The 20,059-nt window shown below is 62.7% G+C and carries 17 protein-coding genes and 1 pseudogene; 13 read left to right on the top strand and 5 right to left on the bottom strand.

Annotated elements, in window-relative coordinates:
* Positions 1–5 precede the first annotated feature (5 nt).
* Positions 6–293, top strand: coding sequence for a YciI family protein (locus tag RQ479_RS28990; RefSeq protein ID WP_376703278.1), 288 nt, complete (start codon positions 6–8; stop codon positions 291–293).
* The gene (locus RQ479_RS28985; protein ID WP_376703277.1) at positions 290–1,228 is read left to right on the top strand and encodes a DUF3445 domain-containing protein; all 939 of its coding nucleotides are present in this window, start codon (positions 290–292) and stop codon (positions 1,226–1,228) included. The genes RQ479_RS28990 and RQ479_RS28985 overlap by 4 nt, the downstream gene beginning before the upstream one ends.
* Positions 1,229–1,326: 98 nt before the next feature.
* Here RQ479_RS28985 and RQ479_RS28980 read toward each other — a convergent pair whose 3' ends face one another.
* Positions 1,327–1,770, bottom strand: a complete 444-nt coding sequence (locus RQ479_RS28980) for a DUF6640 family protein (RefSeq protein ID WP_376703276.1) — start codon at positions 1,768–1,770, stop codon at positions 1,327–1,329.
* A 15-nt stretch (positions 1,771–1,785) separates the two neighbouring features.
* On the bottom strand, positions 1,786–2,112 hold the full coding sequence (locus RQ479_RS28975) for a hypothetical protein (RefSeq protein WP_376703275.1): 327 nt from the start codon (positions 2,110–2,112) through the stop codon (positions 1,786–1,788).
* Positions 2,113–2,306: 194 nt separating this feature from the next.
* On the opposite strand from RQ479_RS28975, the gene RQ479_RS28970 reads away from it, so the two are divergent.
* The 8 genes from RQ479_RS28970 to RQ479_RS28935 all read left to right on the top strand — a co-directional run bounded on the left by RQ479_RS28970 (position 2,307) and on the right by RQ479_RS28935 (position 11,852).
* Positions 2,307–3,356: a LacI family DNA-binding transcriptional regulator gene (locus RQ479_RS28970; protein ID WP_376703274.1), complete on the top strand. Its 1,050-nt coding sequence runs from the start codon at positions 2,307–2,309 to the stop codon at positions 3,354–3,356.
* Between the two features lie 158 nt (positions 3,357–3,514).
* Positions 3,515–4,753 (top strand): hypothetical protein, encoded by a 1,239-nt coding sequence (locus RQ479_RS28965; protein ID WP_376703273.1) that lies wholly within the window; start codon positions 3,515–3,517, stop codon positions 4,751–4,753.
* 122 nt (positions 4,754–4,875) lie between these two features.
* Positions 4,876–6,321, top strand: coding sequence for a homospermidine synthase (locus RQ479_RS28960; protein WP_352465847.1), 1,446 nt, complete (start codon positions 4,876–4,878; stop codon positions 6,319–6,321).
* Positions 6,322–6,406: 85 nt separating this feature from the next.
* Positions 6,407–6,781, top strand: a complete 375-nt coding sequence (locus tag RQ479_RS28955; RefSeq protein WP_376706033.1) for a hypothetical protein — start codon at positions 6,407–6,409, stop codon at positions 6,779–6,781.
* Positions 6,782–6,970: 189 nt separating this feature from the next.
* Positions 6,971–9,082 carry a 5'-nucleotidase C-terminal domain-containing protein gene (locus tag RQ479_RS28950; RefSeq protein ID WP_376703272.1) on the top strand — a complete coding sequence of 704 codons (2,112 nt, stop codon included), beginning with the start codon at positions 6,971–6,973 and terminating at the stop codon, positions 9,080–9,082.
* 150 nt (positions 9,083–9,232) lie between these two features.
* Entirely contained in the window at positions 9,233–10,297 is a 1,065-nt protein-coding gene (hemH, locus tag RQ479_RS28945; protein ID WP_376703271.1) for a ferrochelatase, read from the top strand.
* A gap of 129 nt (positions 10,298–10,426) precedes the next feature.
* Complete coding sequence (locus RQ479_RS28940; protein ID WP_376703270.1) at positions 10,427–11,377, top strand: SPFH domain-containing protein; 951 nt, start codon at positions 10,427–10,429, stop codon at positions 11,375–11,377.
* Positions 11,378–11,387: 10 nt separating this feature from the next.
* On the top strand, positions 11,388–11,852 hold the full coding sequence (locus RQ479_RS28935; protein WP_292664672.1) for an NfeD family protein: 465 nt from the start codon (positions 11,388–11,390) through the stop codon (positions 11,850–11,852).
* A gap of 7 nt (positions 11,853–11,859) precedes the next feature.
* Here RQ479_RS28935 and RQ479_RS28930 read toward each other — a convergent pair whose 3' ends face one another.
* Positions 11,860–12,861 (bottom strand): SIS domain-containing protein, encoded by a 1,002-nt coding sequence (locus RQ479_RS28930; RefSeq protein WP_292664673.1) that lies wholly within the window; start codon positions 12,859–12,861, stop codon positions 11,860–11,862.
* A 150-nt stretch (positions 12,862–13,011) separates the two neighbouring features.
* Here RQ479_RS28930 and RQ479_RS28925 point away from each other — a divergent pair, with 150 nt between their 5' ends.
* Entirely contained in the window at positions 13,012–14,778 is a 1,767-nt protein-coding gene (locus tag RQ479_RS28925) for an outer membrane beta-barrel protein (protein ID WP_376703269.1), read from the top strand.
* Positions 14,779–14,908: 130 nt separating this feature from the next.
* Here the strand turns inward: RQ479_RS28925 and galU are convergent, their stop codons facing one another.
* Complete coding sequence (gene galU / locus RQ479_RS28920; RefSeq protein ID WP_376703268.1) at positions 14,909–15,814, bottom strand: UTP--glucose-1-phosphate uridylyltransferase GalU; 906 nt, start codon at positions 15,812–15,814, stop codon at positions 14,909–14,911.
* Between the two features lie 207 nt (positions 15,815–16,021).
* Between galU and RQ479_RS28915 the strand changes: the two are divergent.
* Positions 16,022–17,247 (top strand): annotated as a pseudogene (locus RQ479_RS28915) (lytic murein transglycosylase).
* A gap of 26 nt (positions 17,248–17,273) precedes the next feature.
* Positions 17,274–18,521, top strand: a complete 1,248-nt coding sequence (locus RQ479_RS28910) for a DUF459 domain-containing protein (protein ID WP_352465854.1) — start codon at positions 17,274–17,276, stop codon at positions 18,519–18,521.
* A gap of 22 nt (positions 18,522–18,543) precedes the next feature.
* On the opposite strand, the gene RQ479_RS28905 is transcribed toward RQ479_RS28910, so the two are convergent.
* On the bottom strand, positions 18,544–19,998 hold the full coding sequence (locus RQ479_RS28905) for a glutamate synthase subunit beta (RefSeq protein ID WP_352465855.1): 1,455 nt from the start codon (positions 19,996–19,998) through the stop codon (positions 18,544–18,546).
* Positions 19,999–20,059: the final 61 nt, after the last annotated feature.

Here is a 20,059-nt window from a genome sequence, read left to right as displayed (position 1 = left end):
CAACAATGTTCGTGGTTTCGCTGAACTACAAGGTGCCGCTGGCCGAGATCGACCGCCTGCAGCAAGCGCACATCGAGTGGCTGAAGGCCTGCTATGTGGAAGGCATTTTTGTCGCCTCCGGGCCGAAGCGGCCGAGGACCGGCGGCATCATCATCGCGCACGGTCCACGCGAGGTGCTCGATGCCAGGCTGGCGGACGATCCCTTCGCCAAGGCAGGCGCCGCCGATTACGAAATCACCGAATTCACGGCGAGAATGGCCGCTGCCGCATTGGAAGTCTACAAAGAAGCATGAGTTTCCGCCCACCGACCCACACACCCTATGACGGCTCGTCGAAACTGTTCACCATCGGGCTGAAGCCGCTCAATCTCGATAGCTGGATCGAGGTCGACGAATATCTGCTGCCCTATCTTGCCGAGAAACGCCGGCTTTATGCGGAAATTCCCGACAAGGTTTTTGTCGAGGAGCAAGCCACGCGCGACGCCCAGCGCGAAGTGCTCGACCTGCTCGGTGCGCATCTGGCGGCGAACTTTCCTGAGACCCACAGGCGTACCGACAACGCGATCGAGGTGATCGGCGGCACCGACAATCTCGAAGGCCCAGGCACCGCAGCTTCTTTCAGCGATGCGCCGCTTGTCGCGGCCTCGTTACTCGTCCAGGAGGATTTGATCCTGATGCGCCGCGACGAGAGCGGCTGGCGTCTGGCGGCCGGCTCGCTCTGCTTCCCCTCGTCATGGTCGCTGATCGAAAAATTCGGCAAGCCGCTGCAGCAGATCCACGCGCCGGTACCGGGTTTCGGCCCAGGCACACGCCCGGCCGATCTCATCAACCGCATGTTCGACGGCCTCCAGGGCCAAGCCGTCGAGCGCTACAACTGGTCGATCCAGGCGGGCGACGCGCTCTACCATCCGCTCTCCAACCTCGAACGCATCGACCGCGCCAGCAGCCGCCCGTCGAGATTCCCGGACGGCGACATCGACGCCCACGCCTTTATCCGCGTCGAACGTCAGACGCTGAGAAAGCTCCCCGTCTCGGGCGACATACTCTTCACCATCCGCATCCATCTCGACCCGCTCGACGTGCTGGAGCGCCACCGCGATCGCGCGGCGCTCGCAGCGTCGTTCGCCGAACAACTTCTGACGCTGGAAGAGTCACAGCTCGACTACAAGGGGATGACCGCCGACCGAGACCGGCTGGTCTCGTGGCTCAGGGCGCTGGCGCTGTCCTAGAGCAGTTCATCGTTTCACGGAAACACCGAACCGCTCTACCTCTTTGTTCTTGCGCAATTCCGGACGGAAAACCGTTTCACACCTTTCCTGGAATTGCCCTAAATCGCAGCCAGGCCCAACAGCAGGATCGCGGACATCGCGGTAAAGACGGTGACGTTGACATCCCACCGCCAGCCCGCCGGTCCAAACGGCGGCCGGAATGGTGGATAGCCGTTCTCGTCGTAAAGCACTCCGCCATAGATCGGCCGCGAGAGCATGGCCACGAAGAACGCTCCATACATGGCCGCGGCCAGTCCCCCCGCGAGATAGAGCCGCTCGGCCTCGAGTTGCCCCTTGATCCAGATAAGCCCGAGCGCAATCAGCGCCACTCCGGTGTAGCTCAGCACCTGCCAGACGACGTGAAACCGGGCGTGGGGGGTCCACAACGGATTGGTGGCATGGGTGGCGTTCAAGTCGGCTTTGATCGTCGCTACACCGTAACCCACGGTCGCGACGCTCAGCAGAATTCGAGCAAGCAGATGACTGTCGTAAGCGAGTTCCATCGCATTTTCCTCCCCTCACGCCGGAACGGCTTGAATGGCGCCCTGGGCACAGAAGAGCTGCCCATCGGCCAGCCGCGCATAATTATGGACGATCCCGTTCTCGTGATCCTGCAACTGCACAATGAAGTTGCCGCTCTGCTCCGTCCAGCTCGCGAGCACGAGATTCGGGCGCACGCTGGTCAGGCCGACGTTGACCACCTCGTCGATTTCGGTGGTCCCGATCGACGCCTGGATATGCAATTCCTGCGGCGAGAGAAATGTCAGCCGCGGTACGAAGGGGCCGAAAACGCAGTCGAAAGTCTTGCCTATGAGCGAGGCTGGAAAAGCATCGGTTGCTGCCATCATCCTCTCCTTGGGCATGGCCGCTGCGACCACGCCATTTGACGATTCTCGGTATCGCAGTCGCAGAAATATTCCGAATAGGTGTCCTTGGAGCGCTCCAAGGAATACGATCCCCCTATTTCGGTTTTGAGTCAATAAAATTCTTGGAGCGCTCCAAAAAATGGTCTACCTCAGGGAAAACGAGTGAATCGCCAATGCCCACCCTAGCCGATGTCGGCAAGGCTGCCGGAGTTTCCCGGGGGACTGTCTCCAACGTCTTCAACCGGCCGGAGCTAGTCAGGCCTGAATTGCGCGAGCGCGTCGAAGCGGCCGCGCGAGCGCTCGGGTTTGGCGGCCCCGATCCGAAAGGACGATTGCTGCGGGACGGCAAGTTCAATGCCATCGGGTTCATGCCGCCTGGCGCCTACGCCATCTCCGAAGTGATGAGAAGCCCTTACGGCCGCGAGCTGGTGCTCGGCGTTTCGCTCGCCTGCGACGAGGCTGGAACGACGCTCAGCCTTGTAAACGGCACCGACAATACGCGCTTCGCCAGCATCCGCGATGCCCTGGTTGACGGCTTTATCCTTGGTCACAGCGCCGACATTGGTCTCATAACTTCGGTACAGAGACGGCGTCTGCCCTTCGTCATTCTCGAAAGCGACGCAGGTCCCGGCATCAATTCGATAAAGATCGACGGCAGGAGTGGAGCCGTTGCTGCTGTCCGGCATTTGACCGGGCTGGGGCACCGGCATTTTGCCATCCTTTCGGTGCGCCGGACTCCCGGCCCGCCGATTGTCCACATGCCCGGACCGGCAATGCGCCCGCTTCTGGCCGGCTTCCCGCTCGACGACGAAAGGCTCGACGGTTTCAAACAGGGTTTGGCGGAGGCGAATTTGTCGATCGACGATGTCCCGATCATCGAGACGATTCCAGGCGAGCCATCTGCCGGAGCAGTGTTGTTCGACAGGGCGCCTGAAGCAACCGCGATCCTGACCATGTCGGATTGGCAGGCGATCACGATACTGGACGAGGCGGTTCGCCGCGGCATAGACGTGCCGGGCCACGTATCGGTCGTCGGCTTCGATGGCACCGCCGAATCCGCACGCACCACGCCTCCGATGACCACTGTCGCACAGGACGTGATCGGAAAAGGCAGGCTTGCCGCCCGAATGGTTCTTGACAATGAAGCCCCCCGCCAGGTCGTTCTGCCGGTAGAACTGGTGGTTCGAGCCTCCACAGCCGCACCGAGGGCAAAAATCCGTTGAGACGGGCGGACGCGCCATCCGCACCAGGGGCGGCGCTCGCAGCGTCTTTTCTCTGAGCAGCCTCTGGCACTGGACGAGGCACAACTTGACTATAGGGGCCTGACAGCCGACCGTGACTGCCGGCGGAAGACAGCTGTAACTTGTGGCTTGGGGGAACAATGATCCAGCATCTTGGCAGGCCGGTCACGTTCATGGCCGCGATCCTGGTACTGTCGACAGCAGCCGAGGCGGAGCCGGTGACTTATGCCGGCAAGCTCGGAAAGAGCGATATCGTCGTCGAATTCACCCGCGACCCCGCGGCCGCCGACGGCCCGCTGGCCGGCCGCTATTTCTACCGCTCGAAGGGCGTCGACATCCCGTTGCAGGCCCGGTCTCAAAAGGGCAGCAAGTTCGAACTGGCCGAGGAGGAGGCATGCGGCGCCGACAATTGCGATGGCGGAAAGGCCGCGCCGATTGTCGCCGTCTGGCGCCTGGCCTCATCCAGTAACGGCAAAACCCTTGAAGGCAGCTGGAACGGAAAGAGCGCGCTGCCGCTCAGATTGGAACGGGTCGCAAGTCGGCAGGTGACCGAGAACGAGCCCAGCAGCCCGCTCGATCTCTACGATTTCAGCTTCATGAAGTTCTTCGGCAATGACACGCCGCTCACCATGGAAACGTCCCCTTATGACTATCTGCGGATGGACACTCGGCTCGATAACGGCAAGACGACTGGTTGGCCGGACGCAACCTACCGCTATGTCGTCGACCCCCGCACCAAATTTGCCACGCCGCGCATTGTCGAACTGTCCGGCAACGTTCCAATCGAGGCCGCGAATGCTCTGCTGCAAGACAGGCACTGGCGCGCAAACATTGGCGCACTGGGCTGCGTGGCGGCGCAATATGCCGGCTTCAACGAAGGCGGGTCGATTGACGGTGTGAACGACGGCACCCTCGGTGGCTATGAGGACAGCACATTCGAAGTGACCTCGCTGACGCCGCGGCTGATGAGCTGGCGGGAGTCCGGCAGCATCTTCTGCGGCGGAGCTCATCCGACCAACTATTCGGACGCCTACATCATGGATGTGCGGCGCGGCGTCCTGCTCGGCCTTCAGGACATTTTCTCGGATACGGTGGATGGCAAGCCCGGTCCTTCCCTCGCCTCCCTGGTCAAGCAACGGCGCAAGAAACCGACCGATCAGACCGATATCGATCACGAAGCCGAATGCGGCATGGACGATCTCATCGGCGAATATCTGGCGGTCAGCCTTTGGCGTGAGGGTGACAAGCAGGTTCTGGTTTTCGGGCTCCAGACCCTGCCGCATGCCATCCAGGCCTGCGCCGACGATCTGCTGGAACTACCGGTCTCCGAGGCACGTGACCTCTTCAAGCCTGAATTCGCAAGACTGGTCGAGCCGTAGCCGGGATGGCGCGGCGTGAGGCCGGCCGTCCGCTTTTCGCTTTATTGTGACAATGATCTATGGTTTGTCGCGCCGCGGCCAAGCCGCTGTTCCGAAGCGTTTTTTGAGGGAGTAATCGATAAATGGCGAATGAAAACTGGCCCGTTTACGGTGAGATCACCGGCCCTGTCGTGATGATCGGCTTCGGCTCGATCGGACGGGGAACGCTGCCGCTGATCGAGCGCCATTTCAAATTCGACAAGTCGCGCATGACGGTCATCGACCCGCGCGACACCGACCGCAAATTGCTCGACGAGCGCGGCATCACCTTCATGCAGGATGCGGTGACCAAAAAGAACTACAAGAAGCTGCTGACACCGCTTTTGACCAATGGCGGCGGCCAGGGCTTTTGCGTCAACCTGTCGGTCGACACTTCCTCGCTCGAGCTGATGAAGCTCTGCCGCAAGCTTGGCGTCCTCTACGTCGACACGGTGGTCGAGCCTTGGCTCGGCTTCTATTTCGACGAAAAGGCCGACAATGCCTCACGCACCAACTATGCGCTGCGCGAGACGGTGCGTACTGAAATCGCGAAGAACCCGGGCGGCACCACGGCGATCTCGTGCTGCGGCGCCAATCCCGGCATGGTCTCGTGGTTCGTCAAGCAGGCACTGGTCAACCTCGCCACAGATCTTGGCCTCGACTTCTCGGAACCCGCGCAGCACGATCGCGAAGGCTGGGCCAGGCTGATGAAGAAGGCCGGCGTCAAGGGCATCCATATCGCCGAGCGCGACACCCAGCGCACCAAGAAACCCAAGCCGATGAACGTGTTCTGGAACACCTGGTCGGTCGAAGGCTTCATTTCGGAAGGCCTGCAGCCGGCCGAGCTCGGTTGGGGCACGCATGAGACGTGGATGCCGAAGAACGCCAAAAAGCACAAGAACGGCTCGAAGGCCGCGATCTTTCTGGAGCAGCCCGGCGCCAACACGCGCGTGCGCACATGGTGCCCGACGTCCGGTCCGCAATACGGCTTCCTGGTGACGCATAATGAGGCGATTTCGATTGCCGATTTCTTCACTTTGCACAGCAAGAAGGGCAAGGTGCAGTACCGGCCGACCTGCCATTACGCCTATCATCCCTGCAACGACGCCGTGCTGTCACTACACGAGATGTTCGGTGCCGCCGGCGAGGCTCAGCCCGTGCATCACGTGCTCGACGAAAACGAACTGGTCGATGGCATCGACGAACTCGGCGTGCTGCTCTACGGCCACGCCAAGAACGCCTACTGGTATGGCTCGCAGCTGTCGCTGGCCGAGGCGCGCAAGCTGGCGCCCTACCAGAACGCCACCGGCATGCAGGTCACGTCGGCGGTGCTGGCCGGCATGGTCTGGGCGCTGGAAAATCCCGAGGCCGGCATCGTCGAAGCCGACGAGATGGATTACAAGCGCTGCCTCGACGTGCAGAACCCATATCTCGGGCCGGTCAGGAGCTATTATACGGACTGGACACCGCTCGACAATCGGCCTGGTCTGTTTTCCGAGGACCTCGACACCAAAGACCCGTGGCAATTCCGCAACATCCTCGTTCGATAGCAGCGTTGCCTCGACACTCCGCCAGCTTGCAATCGCCTGGAAATCGGGCGATTGAAGAGGGCGGACCGAGGAGAGGAATTTGATGATGACGATCGCGCAAAGGTTGCTTTCGGCTGGCGTTGCCGCAGCCGCTGCCGTCACGTTGGCGGCCTGCACCACCACCGGCCCAGGCGAGCCGCCGGTGATCACGGCCAAAGGGGTCGAAGGCTCCTGGATCGACGCACAGGGCACCGGCTTGTCGACCTTCAAAGCCGGCAGCTTCGCGACCGTCGCCACCGATACCGGCCAGAAGCTTGCCGATGGCAGCTACACCATGACCGGCGGCACCTCGGTCGAGATCCATGGCACTTCGCTGATCCGCCAGACGCCGATCAGCTTCAACTGCTTGATGGTCTCCACCAGCCAGCTCAATTGCACCAGCGCGAGCGGGCAGAATTTTGTGCTGACCAGGCGCACCTGAAATTCGATTCCGAATTGACTTTGCAGAGGGCGGCGGCTTCAAGCCGCCGTCTTCTTGCGCCGGCAAAGCTGATGCCGATTTCCGCTTGCATCGACTGAAACGCGATGTGAACATGGCCCGAGAGGGCTGTTACATTCCAGACAAACAAGAGCGTTAAACGCGTCTGGTCCAGTTATCCGGGAGACGAGAATGAAGAAGATCGCTGCCATCGCCGCGCTGTCGGCATCGGCGCTTGGCCTGTCGGCAGGGGTATCCTTTGCCGACTACACGCTGAACATCCTGCACATCAACGACTGGCACAGCCGCATCGAGAGCAACAACAAGTATGAATCGACCTGCTCGGCCGAGGAGGAGACCAAGGGCGAATGCGTCGGCGGCGCCGCCCGCCTGGTCACCGTGATCGCCCAGGAGCGCAAGAAGCTGCAAGGCCAGAACGTGCTGCTGCTCAGCGCCGGTGACAATTTCCAGGGCTCGCTCTTCTACACGACCTACAAGGGCAAGACCGAAGGCGAATTCCTCAACCAGATGAAATTCGATGCCGAGGCTCTCGGCAACCATGAGTTCGACGACGGCGAGTCGGCGCTGGCGCCGTTCCTCGACATGATCCATTTTCCGGTGCTCGGCGCCAACGTGAAGGCCAATGCGCAATCCAAGCTCGGCGACCGCGTCAAGCCGTCGATCGTGGTCGAGGTCGGCGGCCAGAAGATCGGGATCGTCGGCGCGGTCACCAACGACACGCCGGAGCTTGCCACCCCTGGCCCGAACATCGCCATTGAAGACGACGTCAAGTCGATCACCGCCGAGGTCGAGAAACTGAAGGGGGAGGGTGTCAACAAGATCATCGCGGTCACCCATATCGGCTACAAGCGCGAGCGCGACGTGATCGCCAAGATCCCGGGCGTCGACGTGGTGGTCGGCGGCCACAGCCATTCGCTGCTGTCCAACACCGACCCCAAGGCGGAAGGCCCATATCCGACGATGGTCGACAATCCGGACGGCTACAAAGTGCCGGTCGTGCAGGCGGCGTCCTATTCGAAATATCTCGGCGAATTCAGGGTCGTGTTCGACGACAACGGCGTCGTCAAGGAGGCCAGCGGCGATCCCATCCATCTCGACAAATCGATCACGCCCGACCCCGCCGTGCTTGCCCGCATCAAGGAACTCGGCGCGCCGATCGAGGCTTTGAAGAACAAGGAAGTCGCCGAGACCACTAAGGCGATCGACGGCAGCCGCGAAAACTGCCGCGCCCGCGAATGCGAGATGGGCAATCTGGTCTCCGACGCCGTCCTCGACCGGGTCAAGGGCCAGGGTGTCGAGATCGTCATCTCGAATGGTGGCGGCTTGCGCGCCTCGATCGACCAGGGCACCGTCACCATGGGCGAGGTTCTCACCGTCCTGCCGTTTCAGAACACGCTGGCGACCTTCCAGATCTCCGGTAAGGATCTGGTTGCCGGCCTCGAAAGCGGCCTCAGCCAGGTCGAGGACGGCGCCGGGCGCTTCCCGCAGGTTGCCGGCCTGAAATATGCGTTCGACAAATCGGCGCCGCCTAACGGACGCGTCAAATCGGTCGAGGTCATGGAAGGCGGCGCCTGGACGCCGATCAAACCGGAGAAGGACTACCTGGTCGCCACCAACAACTATGTCCGCCAGGGCGGCGACGGCTACAAGGTGTTCGCCGAGAAGGCCAAGAACGCCTATGATTACGGCCCGGGGCTGGAACAGGTCGTTGCCGATTACCTCGGCGCGCACCGGCCCTATACGCCGAAGCTCGACGGCCGCATCACCGAGATCGCCGCGACCGGAGCCCCGGCCGCAGAACCAGCCAACCCGGCCGAACCGCCAAAACCTGCTGAGGCAGCGCCGATAAAGCCTGCTGAGCCGGCAATGCCCGAAATGCCGGCTGGCTCCGGCGACATTTCCAAGACGCCGCCGGCCGTCCCGGCGGAAACCGCACCGGCAACACCCGCACCCGCCGAGCCGGCCCAGCCGGCGGCACCTGCGGCTCCGGCCACACCGGCTCCGGCGACCCCTGCTCCGGCTGAACCGGCCAAACCGGCCGAGACGGCGCCTGCCCCGAGTCAGCCAACCCCAAGTGAACCAGCAAAACCTGCCGAGCCGGCTGCGCCGGCACCGGCCGAAAGCAGCCATGTAATCGTCGCCGGCGATACCTATTGGGATCTCGCGGTGAAGGCCTATGGCGACGGCACCAAATGGAAAATGATCTATGATGCCAACAAAGCCTACGAGCCACGCCGGTTGCCGGTCGGCGCAACCTTGACGATCCCGGCGGCATCGAAGTAATCCGGCCGCAGGAACGCAATGCACCCGCCCGGCAAACCGGGCGGGTGTTGCATTTCTGGGACAAGGTGCGGCCAGACGCAGCATTTGAAAACCGGCGCGGCATCGCTACTTTCGCCGCGGCACCGTTGGTTCGCGGTGTTGGAGAACCTCATGACGCGTGCCAGCCCTGCTGAAATCAAAGCCGAGAAGACCGCCGCCTCGCCGTCGGCAGGACACCCTCTGGTCAGGGCAGGCAAGGTCGGTGTCATGCTGATCAATCTCGGCACCCCGGACGGCACCGGCTTCAAGCCGATGTGGCGCTACCTCCGGGAGTTCCTGTCCGATCCACGCGTCATCGAGCTCAACAAGGCGATCTGGTATCCGATCCTCTATGGCGTGGTCCTCACCACCCGGCCGAAGAAATCGGGCGCCAACTATGCCAGGATATGGAACCGGGAGCGCAACGAGTCGCCGCTGCGAACCTACACTCGCGCCCAGGCCGAGAAGCTCGGGCTTGCGCTCGGCGATCTACCCAACGTCGTCGTCGACTGGGCGATGCGCTACGGCAGGCCTTCGACCGAGAGCGTGGCCAACAGACTGGTCGAGCAAGGCTGCGACCGCATCCTTTCTTTCCCGCTCTATCCGCAATATTCGGCGACGACGACTGCGACCGCCAACGACCAGCTGTTTCGCGCGCTGATGAAGATGCGCCATGCCCCGGCCATTCGCAGCATACCGCCCTATTACAACCAGCCGGCCTATATCGAGGCGCTCGCCCGTTCGATCGAAAAGCATCTGGCGAGCCTCGACTTCGAACCGGAAATTGTCATCGCTTCCTATCACGGCATTCCGAAACCCTATTCCGACAAGGGCGACCCCTACCAGGCTCATTGCCTCGAGACGACGCGGCTGTTGCGCGAAGAGCTCGGCTGGGATGAAAAGAAGCTGATTACCACCTTCCAGTCGCGCTTCGGCGCGCAGGAATGGCTGCAGCCCTACACCGACAAGACGGTCGAAAGGCTAGGGCGCGAAGGCGTGAAGTCGATCGCCATCGTCAATCCGGGCTTTTCCGTCGACTGCATCGAGACGCTGGACGAAATCGGCAGGGAAGCGGCCGAGACCTTCCACCATGCCGGCGGTGAAAAGTTCGCACACATCCCTTGCCTCAACGACAGTGCCGAGGGCATGGCGGTGATCGAGGCAATGGTACGGCGCGAGCTGTCCGGCTGGGCCTGAACAGATCACCTGTCTATGCACCGGCATCCATGATCACCCGATTGTAACGTTGCTGAAACACACTTAAGTGTTTGGTCAAGTCGGCCGCGTGGAATGTCCAACATGGCCGGCCTTTGAGGGGAGAGCCAAATGGGTTTCAGTGGTTTCGATATTGCGCTTCTTGTTCTTGTCGCCCTTGTCGTCCTGGTGCTTTTCAAGGGCATTCGGACAATTCCGCAAGGCTATAATTATACCGTCGAACGCTTTGGCCGTTACACCAAGACATTGAACCCGGGGCTCAACCTGATCGTGCCCTTCGTCGACCGTGTCGGCGCCAAGATGAACATGATGGAGCAGGTGCTCGACGTTCCGACGCAGGAGATCATCACCCGCGACAATGCCACCGTTGCCGTCGATGGCATCGCCTTCTATCAGGTGCTCAACGCGGCGCAGGCCGCCTATCAGGTCGCCGGCCTGCAGAACGCCATTCTCAATCTGACGATGACCAACATCCGCACCGTGATGGGCTCGATGGACCTCGACGAGCTGCTGTCGAACCGCGACGCCATCAACGAGCGCCTGCTGCGCGTCGTTGACGAGGCCGCGCACCCTTGGGGTATCAAGATCACTCGTGTCGAGATCAAGGACATCAACCCGCCGGCCAATCTCGTCGAATCGATGGGCCGCCAGATGATGGCCGAGCGCAATAAGCGCGCCCAGATCCTCGCCGCCGAAGGCCTCAAGCAATCGCAGATTCTGGAGGCCGAGGGCCGCAAGGAAGCCGCATTCCGCGACGCCGAGGCGCGCGAGCGCTCGGCCGAGGCTGAAGCACGCGCCACGCAGGTGGTGTCGGAGGCGATCTCCAAGGGCGACGTGCAGGCGCTCAACTACTTCGTCGCGCTGAAATACACCGAAGCGCTGACCAAGATCGGCTCGGCGACAAACAGCAAACTCGTTCTGATGCCGGTGGAGGCCTCATCGCTGATCGGCACGCTCGGCGGCATTGGCGAAATCGCCAAGGAGGTTTTCCGGAGCGAAGGCACCGCCGGCGCCGCACGACAGGCCGCCCGCCCACCGGTGGTTCGCCCGAGCGAAACCTGAGGCCGCAGCCATGCTCGACCGCATTGTTTCCGAACTCGGCCCGTGGAGCTGGATGGTCCTCGGCTTCGTCCTGCTGGTGATGGAGGTTATCGCGCCGGGTATTTTCATGCTGTGGATCGGCATTGCCGCGCTGTTGATCGGCGTCGTCTCGCTGCTCATCTGGGACGCCGGTTTCTGGACCTGGCAAGTCCAGGTCCTCGCCTTCCTCGCGCTGTCGCTGGTCTCGGCCTATGTCGGCAAGCGGCTGGTGGGCGGGCGCCATGAGGAGACCGACCAGCCCCTGCTCAACCGTCGCGGCGCGCAGATGGTCGGCCGGACGGCGACCCTTGCCGAGCCGATCAAGGACGGGCGCGGCCGTATCAAGCTGGGCGACACGTTGTGGCGCGTCTCCGGCCCTGACCTGCCAGCCGGCACGCAAGTGCGCGTGACGGGTGCCGCTGACACCGACCTGGAACTGACGGTCGAGGCGGTCTAGAAGCCCGCTAGGCAGCACCGATCCGCAGCAGGTCGTGCAGATGGACGAGCCCGATCGGCCGCCTGCCTTCGACCACCATCAGGCTGGTGATGGCCGAGTCGTTGATCGTCTGCAGCGCCGTCGCCACCAGCGTGTCGGGCGCGGCCATTTTTGGCTCTCTGGTCATCACCTGATCGACGCTCATCGCCAGGAGATCGCTGCCGATATGGCGCCTGATGTCACCGTCGGTGATGATGCCGATCAGCTTGCCGTCCGCGCCAGTCACCGCCACGCAGCCAAACCCCTTGCGCGACAATTCCAGGATCGCTTCGCGCATGCCGGTACCTGACGACACCAGCGGCAGCCTGTCGCCGACATGCATGATCTCGCGGATCTGCGTCAGGTTGGCTCCGAGCTGGCCGCCGGGATGGAACGTGCGGAAATGGTCCGGGGTGAAGCCGCGTGCCTCGAGCAGCGCGATGGCCAGCGCATCGCCCATCACCATTTGCAGCAGCGTCGAGGTCGTCGGCGCAAGGCCGTGCGGACAGGCTTCCGGGGCTCGCGGCAGCAGAAGCACCACGTCCGCCGCGCGCGCCAGAGCCGATTTTTCGCCCGCAGTGACCGCGACCAGCGGGATCGAGAAGCGCCTCGAATAGGCGATGATGCCTTTGAGCTCGAGGCTTTCCCCCGACCACGACAGGGCGACGATAGCGTCGTTCCTGGCGATCATGCCGAGGTCGCCGTGATTGGCTTCGGCAGGGTGGACGAAGAAGGCCGGCGTGCCGGTCGAGGCGAGTGTCGCGGCGATCTTCGAGCCGATATGGCCGCTTTTGCCGACCCCGGTGACGATGACGCGGCCATCGATCTGCGACACCATGTCGACGGCCCGTGCGAACGGCTCGGCCAGCCCGTTTTCGAGAGCGTCTGCCAGTGCCGCGACGCCGGCCTGCTCCGTCGCCACCGTTCTCAGCGCCGAGGCAATCGCGGCCTGCCCGTCGTGCCGCTTCCTGTCTGGGGATTTCACGTCCATGGACGATGCGATTAGCGCTTCGGCGCGCGCCTGTCCAACGGAATTGCCGCCCCGAACACCTTGACGGCCCATCCCTCAACGCTCCGTTAACCATCCCCATTTACGGTTTCGTAAGTATGGCGCGCGTGCGCCGCGCAAGCAGTGGTGCCGATGTCCGGGTTTCAGCCTCAAAGCAAAATGGGACGAAAGGGCAAGGCGGTCTGCGCTTTGCTGCTGGCAACCAGTGTCCTTGCGTTGTCGCGGCCGGTGCTGCTTTGCGCCCAGGAAACCGAGCTGCGCGGCGAGGTTTCGGAATCGACAATCCTGGACGACCAGCAGTACAAGATCAGGCAATCGAGCATGGCTGGAACCCAAGCCGCCCAGGCTGCTGCCACCGCCAACGACAATACGCCGCTGCCTACCTATCGTCCGGCCAGTCCGGGGGCCTTGGCTGACGACGGCACGGGCGAAGCGGCCACAACCGGCGGCACTTTCGATCCACCAGCGGCCAGCGGCGACCCATTTCCCGACAACCCTGCTCCGCCCCCACGACGGCGGCCGAGCGCAACGCAACGCGCCGCCGAAGAAGACAAGGCCAACGACGGGGTCACGGACAATACGAAGAGCAAGGGAACCGCGACTGCAGCCGCGGCCAGGACCGATGACACCGATACCGCTGCCATAGACGAGCAGGATACGGTCAACCGCCGTGCCGTCACCGTCGATTCCGCCGAGAGGCTCAAGCTCGACCCCGGCGCCGAGCGCACCGAAGCCATCGAAGGCCAGAACAAAAAGAACGAGGACGACCCGTTCGCCGCCACCGGTATCAAGCTCGGCTCCTTCGTGATCCGGCCGACGCTCGAACAGGGCCTGACGTCTTCGACAAACGCCGATTCGAGCAGCCTCGGCAAGCCGGCATTGCTGTCGGAAACGACGCTGCGCTTCAACGCCGTCTCCGATTGGCGGGAGAATTCGGCGACGGTTGAGGGCTATGGCATCTTCCGCGAAACCTTGTCCGGCTATGACATTCACGAGGCGCAAGGCCGCGTCGACGGCACGCTCAACATCGATCTCGACAATGATCTGCGCGCCATCGCCAAGCTGGGCTATGAGGCCGTGCCCGAATCGGCCTCGTCGCCGGACGCCATCGTCGGTGCCGTTGGGCAGCCGGTCCGGCAGACCGTGAACGGCAGTCTCGCCGTCGAGAAGGATGCCGGCAAGATGCGCTTCGCGCTGACCGGCGCGGTCGAGCACGACATCTTTGGCGACGCCAAGCTTTCGTCGGGCGGATCGCTGTCGCAGAAGGGCCGCGACTCGACGCTCTACACGGCCATTTTGCGCACCGGTTACGAGATCTCGCCTGCCATCACCCCGTTCACCGAAATCGAGATCGGCCGGCGCGCTTATGATTTGCGCGTCGATCCAAACGGTTTCCAGCGCTCCTCGACCAGGCTTGGCGCGCGGGCCGGCGTCGAGCTCGATCTCCGCGAAAAGCTTAGCGGCGAGTTCTCGGTCGGCTGGCTGCGCGAAGCCATCGACGACGACGCCCTGCCGGCGATTTCGGGCGCGACGGTCAATGCCGATCTCAAATGGTCGCCGGAACGCGGCACCACGATCGGGCTCACCGCACAGACGACCGCCGAGAACACGACGAACGCGGGCGAAAGCGGCGACATGCTCTATTCCGGCAGCCTCACCGGCGAGCGGCAAATCCGCGCCAACCTGACCGGAAATGCCGCACTCGGCCTTGAATGGCGCGACTATACCGGTTCCGACGATCATGATTTGACGCTGAGCGCCGAGGCTGGGCTGACGTGGTGGCTGAACCGCTACACCGGGCTCACCACCCGCGCCAGGACTGAAAAACTGACCAGCAACCTGGTTGGGCGCGGCTACACGGCCAACAGTATCTTCGTCGGCTTGAAGTTGCAGCGCTAAATGCATGTCGCGCAAAAGTGTGCAGCGGTTTTGCGATAACGACATGCATAAAACAAGAACCTAAAGCGCGTCGCATGAGGTCGGTCGAACGCGGCGCGCTTTAGCCGGTCTGCGGCAGCCGGCGTTGAAACTACAAGGCTACGCCGCGGCGTTCTGACGGCGCGAGTTCGTCCAGAAGCGTGCGAATGACACCGGCCATGCTGGCATTCATGTCGCTGCGCCACAGTGCGAAGGCAACGTTGGCCTCGACGAAGCCTTCGGGCGAGCCGCAGTCGAACGTCCGCCCGCGGTAGTGGTAGCCGTAGAAGGGCTGTTGGTTCTGCAGCTTCAGCATTGCATCGGTGAGCTGGATCTCGTTGCCGGCGCCTTTTTCCTGACCTTCGAGTATCTTGAATATCTCCGGCTGCAGGATGTAGCGCCCGTTGATGTAGAGGTTTGACGGCGCCGTGCCGGTCTTCGGCTTTTCCACCATGCCGGTGATGCGGAAACCGTGATGCGCGTCCTCGCCGCGGGCGACAATGCCGTATTTGTGCGCCTCGGCCGGATCGCATTCCTGCACGGCGACGATGTTGTTGCCGGTCTCGGCGTAAAGCTCGACCATGTCCTTCATGCAGCTTTTTTCCGACTGCATGATCATGTCGGGTAACAGCAGCGCAAAAGGCTCGTCGCCGACAAGCTCGCGCGCGCACCAGACGGCGTGACCAAGGCCGAGCGGTACCTGCTGGCGGGTGAAGCTGGTCTGCCCCGGCGCCGGCTGCAGCCGCTGCAGGCGGGCGAGCTGGTCGTCCTTGCCGCGCTGCGCAAGCGTGTCGTAGAGCTCGAACTGGACATCGAAGTGATCCTCGATGACCGCCTTGTTGCGGCCGGTCACGAAGATGAAATGCTCGATCCCCGCATCGCGCGCCTCATCGACCACATACTGGATGACCGGCCTGTCGACGACCGTCAGCATTTCCTTGGGAATGGCCTTGGTAGCGGGGAGAAAGCGCGTGCCGAGACCGGCAACCGGGAATACTGCCTTGCGAACTCTCTTCATGTGCCAATTATCCATTTGCATGCCTGTTCGGCAATCCCGATTCGAGACATTTTCATGCCGAAATCGAGGATTACTGAACGGCGGGTCAGAAATCTCAGCTGGTAAAGCATTGACGCATCTTTTCACCCCGGACGGCACCTATGGTAAACCAAATGCTAACCGGGTTCGGCGATGAATAGTCTTCCTGACATGAAGAAGGAGGAAAAGATGTCCGTTCGCAACGCCGCAAGGCGCTTCACCAGCGTCCTGACGGCCGCCAGCCTCTCGCTTGCCTTGCTCATGCCCAGCGGGCCGGCTTTTGCCGATGCCGGCTTCCGCCAATGGGTCGCCAGCTTCCGTGCTACCGCCGTGGCGAGCGGCGTTTCCGGCTCCGTCTACGACCAGGCATTCAAGGGCATCAACGATGCTGACCCGGTGGTGCTGGAAAAGGCTCGTACTCAACCCGAATTCACCGCACCCGCCTGGGATTATTTCGACAACCGCGTCCATGACCAGTCGGTCGCCGTCGGCCAGCAGATGGCAAGGAAATGGAAGCCTTGGCTGGACAGGATCGAGGTAAGATACGGCGTCGACCGCTACATCCTGCTGGCCATCTGGTCTATGGAATCGAACTATGGCGAAACCCTCAAGCGCGATGACATCATGCGCAATGTCGTGCGCTCGCTGGCGACGCTTGGTTATGCCGACCCAAAGCGAGCGAAATTTGCCCGCACCCAGCTGATCGCGGCGCTGAAGATCCTGCAAACCGGCGACATCGACGAAAGCCATCTCAGCGGCTCATGGGCCGGCGCAATGGGCCATACCCAGTTCATCCCGACCAGCTACCAGTCCTATGCGGTCGATATGGACGGCAACGGCAAGCGCGACATCTGGAATTCGATTCCCGACGCACTGGCGACAGCCGCCAATTTGCTGAGGAAGAACGGCTGGCAGGCAGGCAAGACCTGGGGTTATGAGGTCAGCCTTCCGGACGGCAAGAAGCTGCCCGGAGGCTCGAAGTCGCTGTCGCAATGGCAGGCGCTGGGCGTCACCCGTGCCAACGGCAAGCCGTTCAAGAACGGTGCGGACAAGGCGACGTTGAAGCTGCCCGGCGGCCGCGGCGGGCCGGCTTTCCTGATGATCAAGATTTCTCGGTCATCAAGCGCTACAACAATGCCGACAAATATGCGCTCGCCGTGGGCCTTCTTGCCGACGAAATCGCCGGCTATGGCGGGCTTGTGCAGGACTGGAAGCGACCGTTTACCAAGCTCTCCTTCGAGGAAAGGCAGGAGCTTCAGAAGCGACTTTCTGAGCACGGCTATTACGACGGCAAGTTCGACGGCAAGATCGGTGACGGATCGAAAACCGCCATCATGGCCTTCCAGGCAAAGGCCGGCTTGACCCAGGACGGGTATCCGAGCAAGGAAGTGCTCAAATGGCTCAGGCAGAACTAGAGCCGGTTACGGGATGGAGAGGGTGATTGGTTTCGGCTGCGCGCATCCGGTTAATCGTTCGTCGCGTGCCGATCCTCGTTGTGGCGATCGCCGTTCTGGCAGTCGGCGCCGCCAGTGCCTTTCATACCTCGGCCATGGCGCAGGAGCCGGAAAGTCGTGGCTGGTCGCTACGCGACCTGTTGTTTCCGCGCAGAAGCGAGCGGTTTGAGCAGCCGCCGCCCGAATTCCAGAGAGAATTCCAGAGAGCAAAGCCCAGACCCAAGCTGAGGAAGCCCCGGTCCGGTCGCCGGCCGCCGCCGGCCGAACCGACAACCCCGGTGGCCGAGAAGGCGCCGGATGCACGCGTCGTTCTGGTGGTCGGCGATTTCATGGCGTCTGGGCTGGCTGAGGGGCTCGACGCCGCCTTTGCCGAGAACACCGGCGTCAGGATCGTCATCCGTGCCAACGGATCGTCCGGCTTCGTGCGTGACGATGTCTACAACTGGCCAGAACAGGTCAAGTCGCTGATCGCTGCCGAGAAACCGGCAGCCGTCGTCGTCATGCTCGGATCCAACGACCGACAGCAGATGCGCGTCGGCGATGTGCGCGAGCAGCCGCGATCCGAAAACTGGACCAAGGAATACGAGCGCCGGACCGATGCGTTCGGCAAGGCCATCGCCGCAACCAAGGTGCCGTATCTGTGGGTCGGCATGCCGGCCATCCGGGTCTCGAAAATGACCTCCGACATGCTGGCCTTCAACGACATATTCCGCTCGTCCGCCGAAAGCCACGGCGGCGAATTCGTCGACGTCTGGGACGGGTTCGTCGACGAGAACGGCGCCTTCATCACCAGCGGTCCGGACATCAACGGCCAATCGGTGCGCCTGCGCTCCGACGATGGCATCAACATGTCGAAGGCCGGCAAGCGCAAGCTCGCCTTCTATACCGAAAAGCCGCTGATGAAGATCCTTGGGCTGGCCGCGCCGGGAAGCGTGGTCCCGGCTTCTGCCCCGGCCGGCGCTCCCGTCGAGGCGCCGGCACCTGCTGCCGCACCGATAGCCGTCGATCGCACCGTGCCGATGCTGCTCAGCGATCCGGCACTGGACGGCGGCTCGGAACTTCTCGGCGCCGCCCCGCCGGCAAAAGCTGACAAGAATTTGCCGGGCGAAAGGCTTGTCATCGAGGGCAAGGCGCCCGACGCCTCACCGGGCCGTGCCGACGATTTCTCCTGGCCGCCGAAGACACAGCCTGCGACGGCGGCCGCATCCGACACGACGACGGCGATCCGGCAGTAAGCAGAACCTCTTCGGAACGGACTCAACGCGGCAGCACGCTCGATCCCATCAGCGCCTCGTCGATGGCGCGCGCCGCCTGGCGGCCCTCGCGGATCGCCCAGACGACCAGCGACTGGCCGCGCCGCACGTCGCCCGCCGCATAGAGCCTTTCGACGCTGGTCCTGTAATCCCGATCATTGGCCTCGACATTCTTCGAACGGCGGCTGTCGGTGACGATCGTCATCTGCCCGTCGAGCTCCGACACCGGCCCTCGAGCGGCTGGCCCGGCAAAGCCGATGGCGATGAACGCGAGATCGGCGCGGATAACGAATTCGGTGCCGGCGATCGGCTTGCGCTTTTCGTCGACCTCGCAGCATTTGACCCCGGTCAGCTGGCCGTCTTCGCCGATGAATTCGAGCGTCGCCACCTGGAATTCGCGCTCGGCGCCTTCGGCCTGCGAGGACGAGGTGCGCATCTTGGTCGCCCAGTAGGGCCAGACCGACAGCTTGTCTTCCTTTTCCGGCGGCTGCGGCCGGATGTCGAGCTGGGTGACGCGCACCGCGCCCTGGCGGAAGGCAGTGCCGACGCAGTCGGAGGCAGTGTCGCCGCCGCCGACGACGACGACATGCTGGCCGCCGGCGACGATCGGGCGGGACGGCCATGCGACCGACTGGATCGGCTCGCCGCCTATGCGCTTGTTCTGCTGCACCAAATAGGGCATGGCGTCGTGCACGCCGTCGAGATCATCGCCCGGGATGTTGGCCGGACGCGGTGTTTCGGAACCGCCGCAATAGAGGACCGCGTCATATTCGGCGAGCAGTTCGGCGACCGGCTTGTCGACGCCGACATTGACGCCACAATGGAAGCTGACACCTTCGCCCTGCATCTGCTCGATGCGCCGGTCGATATAATGCTTCTCGATCTTGAAATCGGGGATGCCGTAGCGCATCAGCCCGCCCGGCCGGCTCTCGCGCTCATAGACGTGAACGTCATGGCCGGCACGACCGAGTTGCTGGGCAGCGGCCATTCCCGCCGGCCCCGAGCCGATGATCGCGACGCGCTTGCCGGTCTTTCGTTCCGGCGGATAGGGCCGGATATGGCCGGTTTCATAGGCCTTGTCGGCAATCGCCTGCTCGATCGTCTTGATGGCGACCGGAATGTCCTCGAGATTCAGCGTGCAGGCTTCCTCGCAAGGTGCCGGACAGATGCGGCCGGTGAATTCCGGAAAATTGTTCGTCGAATGCAGGTTGCGGATCGCGTTGTCCCAGTCGCCATTGTAGACGAGGTCGTTCCAGTCCGGGATCTGATTGTGGATCGGGCAGCCGGTCGGTCCATGGCAATACGGAATGCCGCAATCCATACAGCGCGCGGCCTGTTTCTCGACCTCCTTGTCCGACATCGGCAGCGTGAACTCGCGAAAATGCCGGATGCGGTCGGAAGCCGGCTGGTACTTGTGCACCTGCCGGTCGATCTCGAGAAACCCTGTTACCTTGCCCATAGTCCAGTCCCTGCTGTCCGGAAGGCACGCCTGGCGACGCACCCGTTAACCTCATAAGGCA

It is taken from the genome of Mesorhizobium sp. ISC25 (genome assembly GCF_042295465.1).
Taxonomy (GTDB): Bacteria; Pseudomonadota; Alphaproteobacteria; order Rhizobiales; family Rhizobiaceae; genus Mesorhizobium.
The sequence above is the reverse complement of the archived record's forward strand: the minus strand, read 5'-3'. Positions and strand labels throughout refer to the sequence as shown.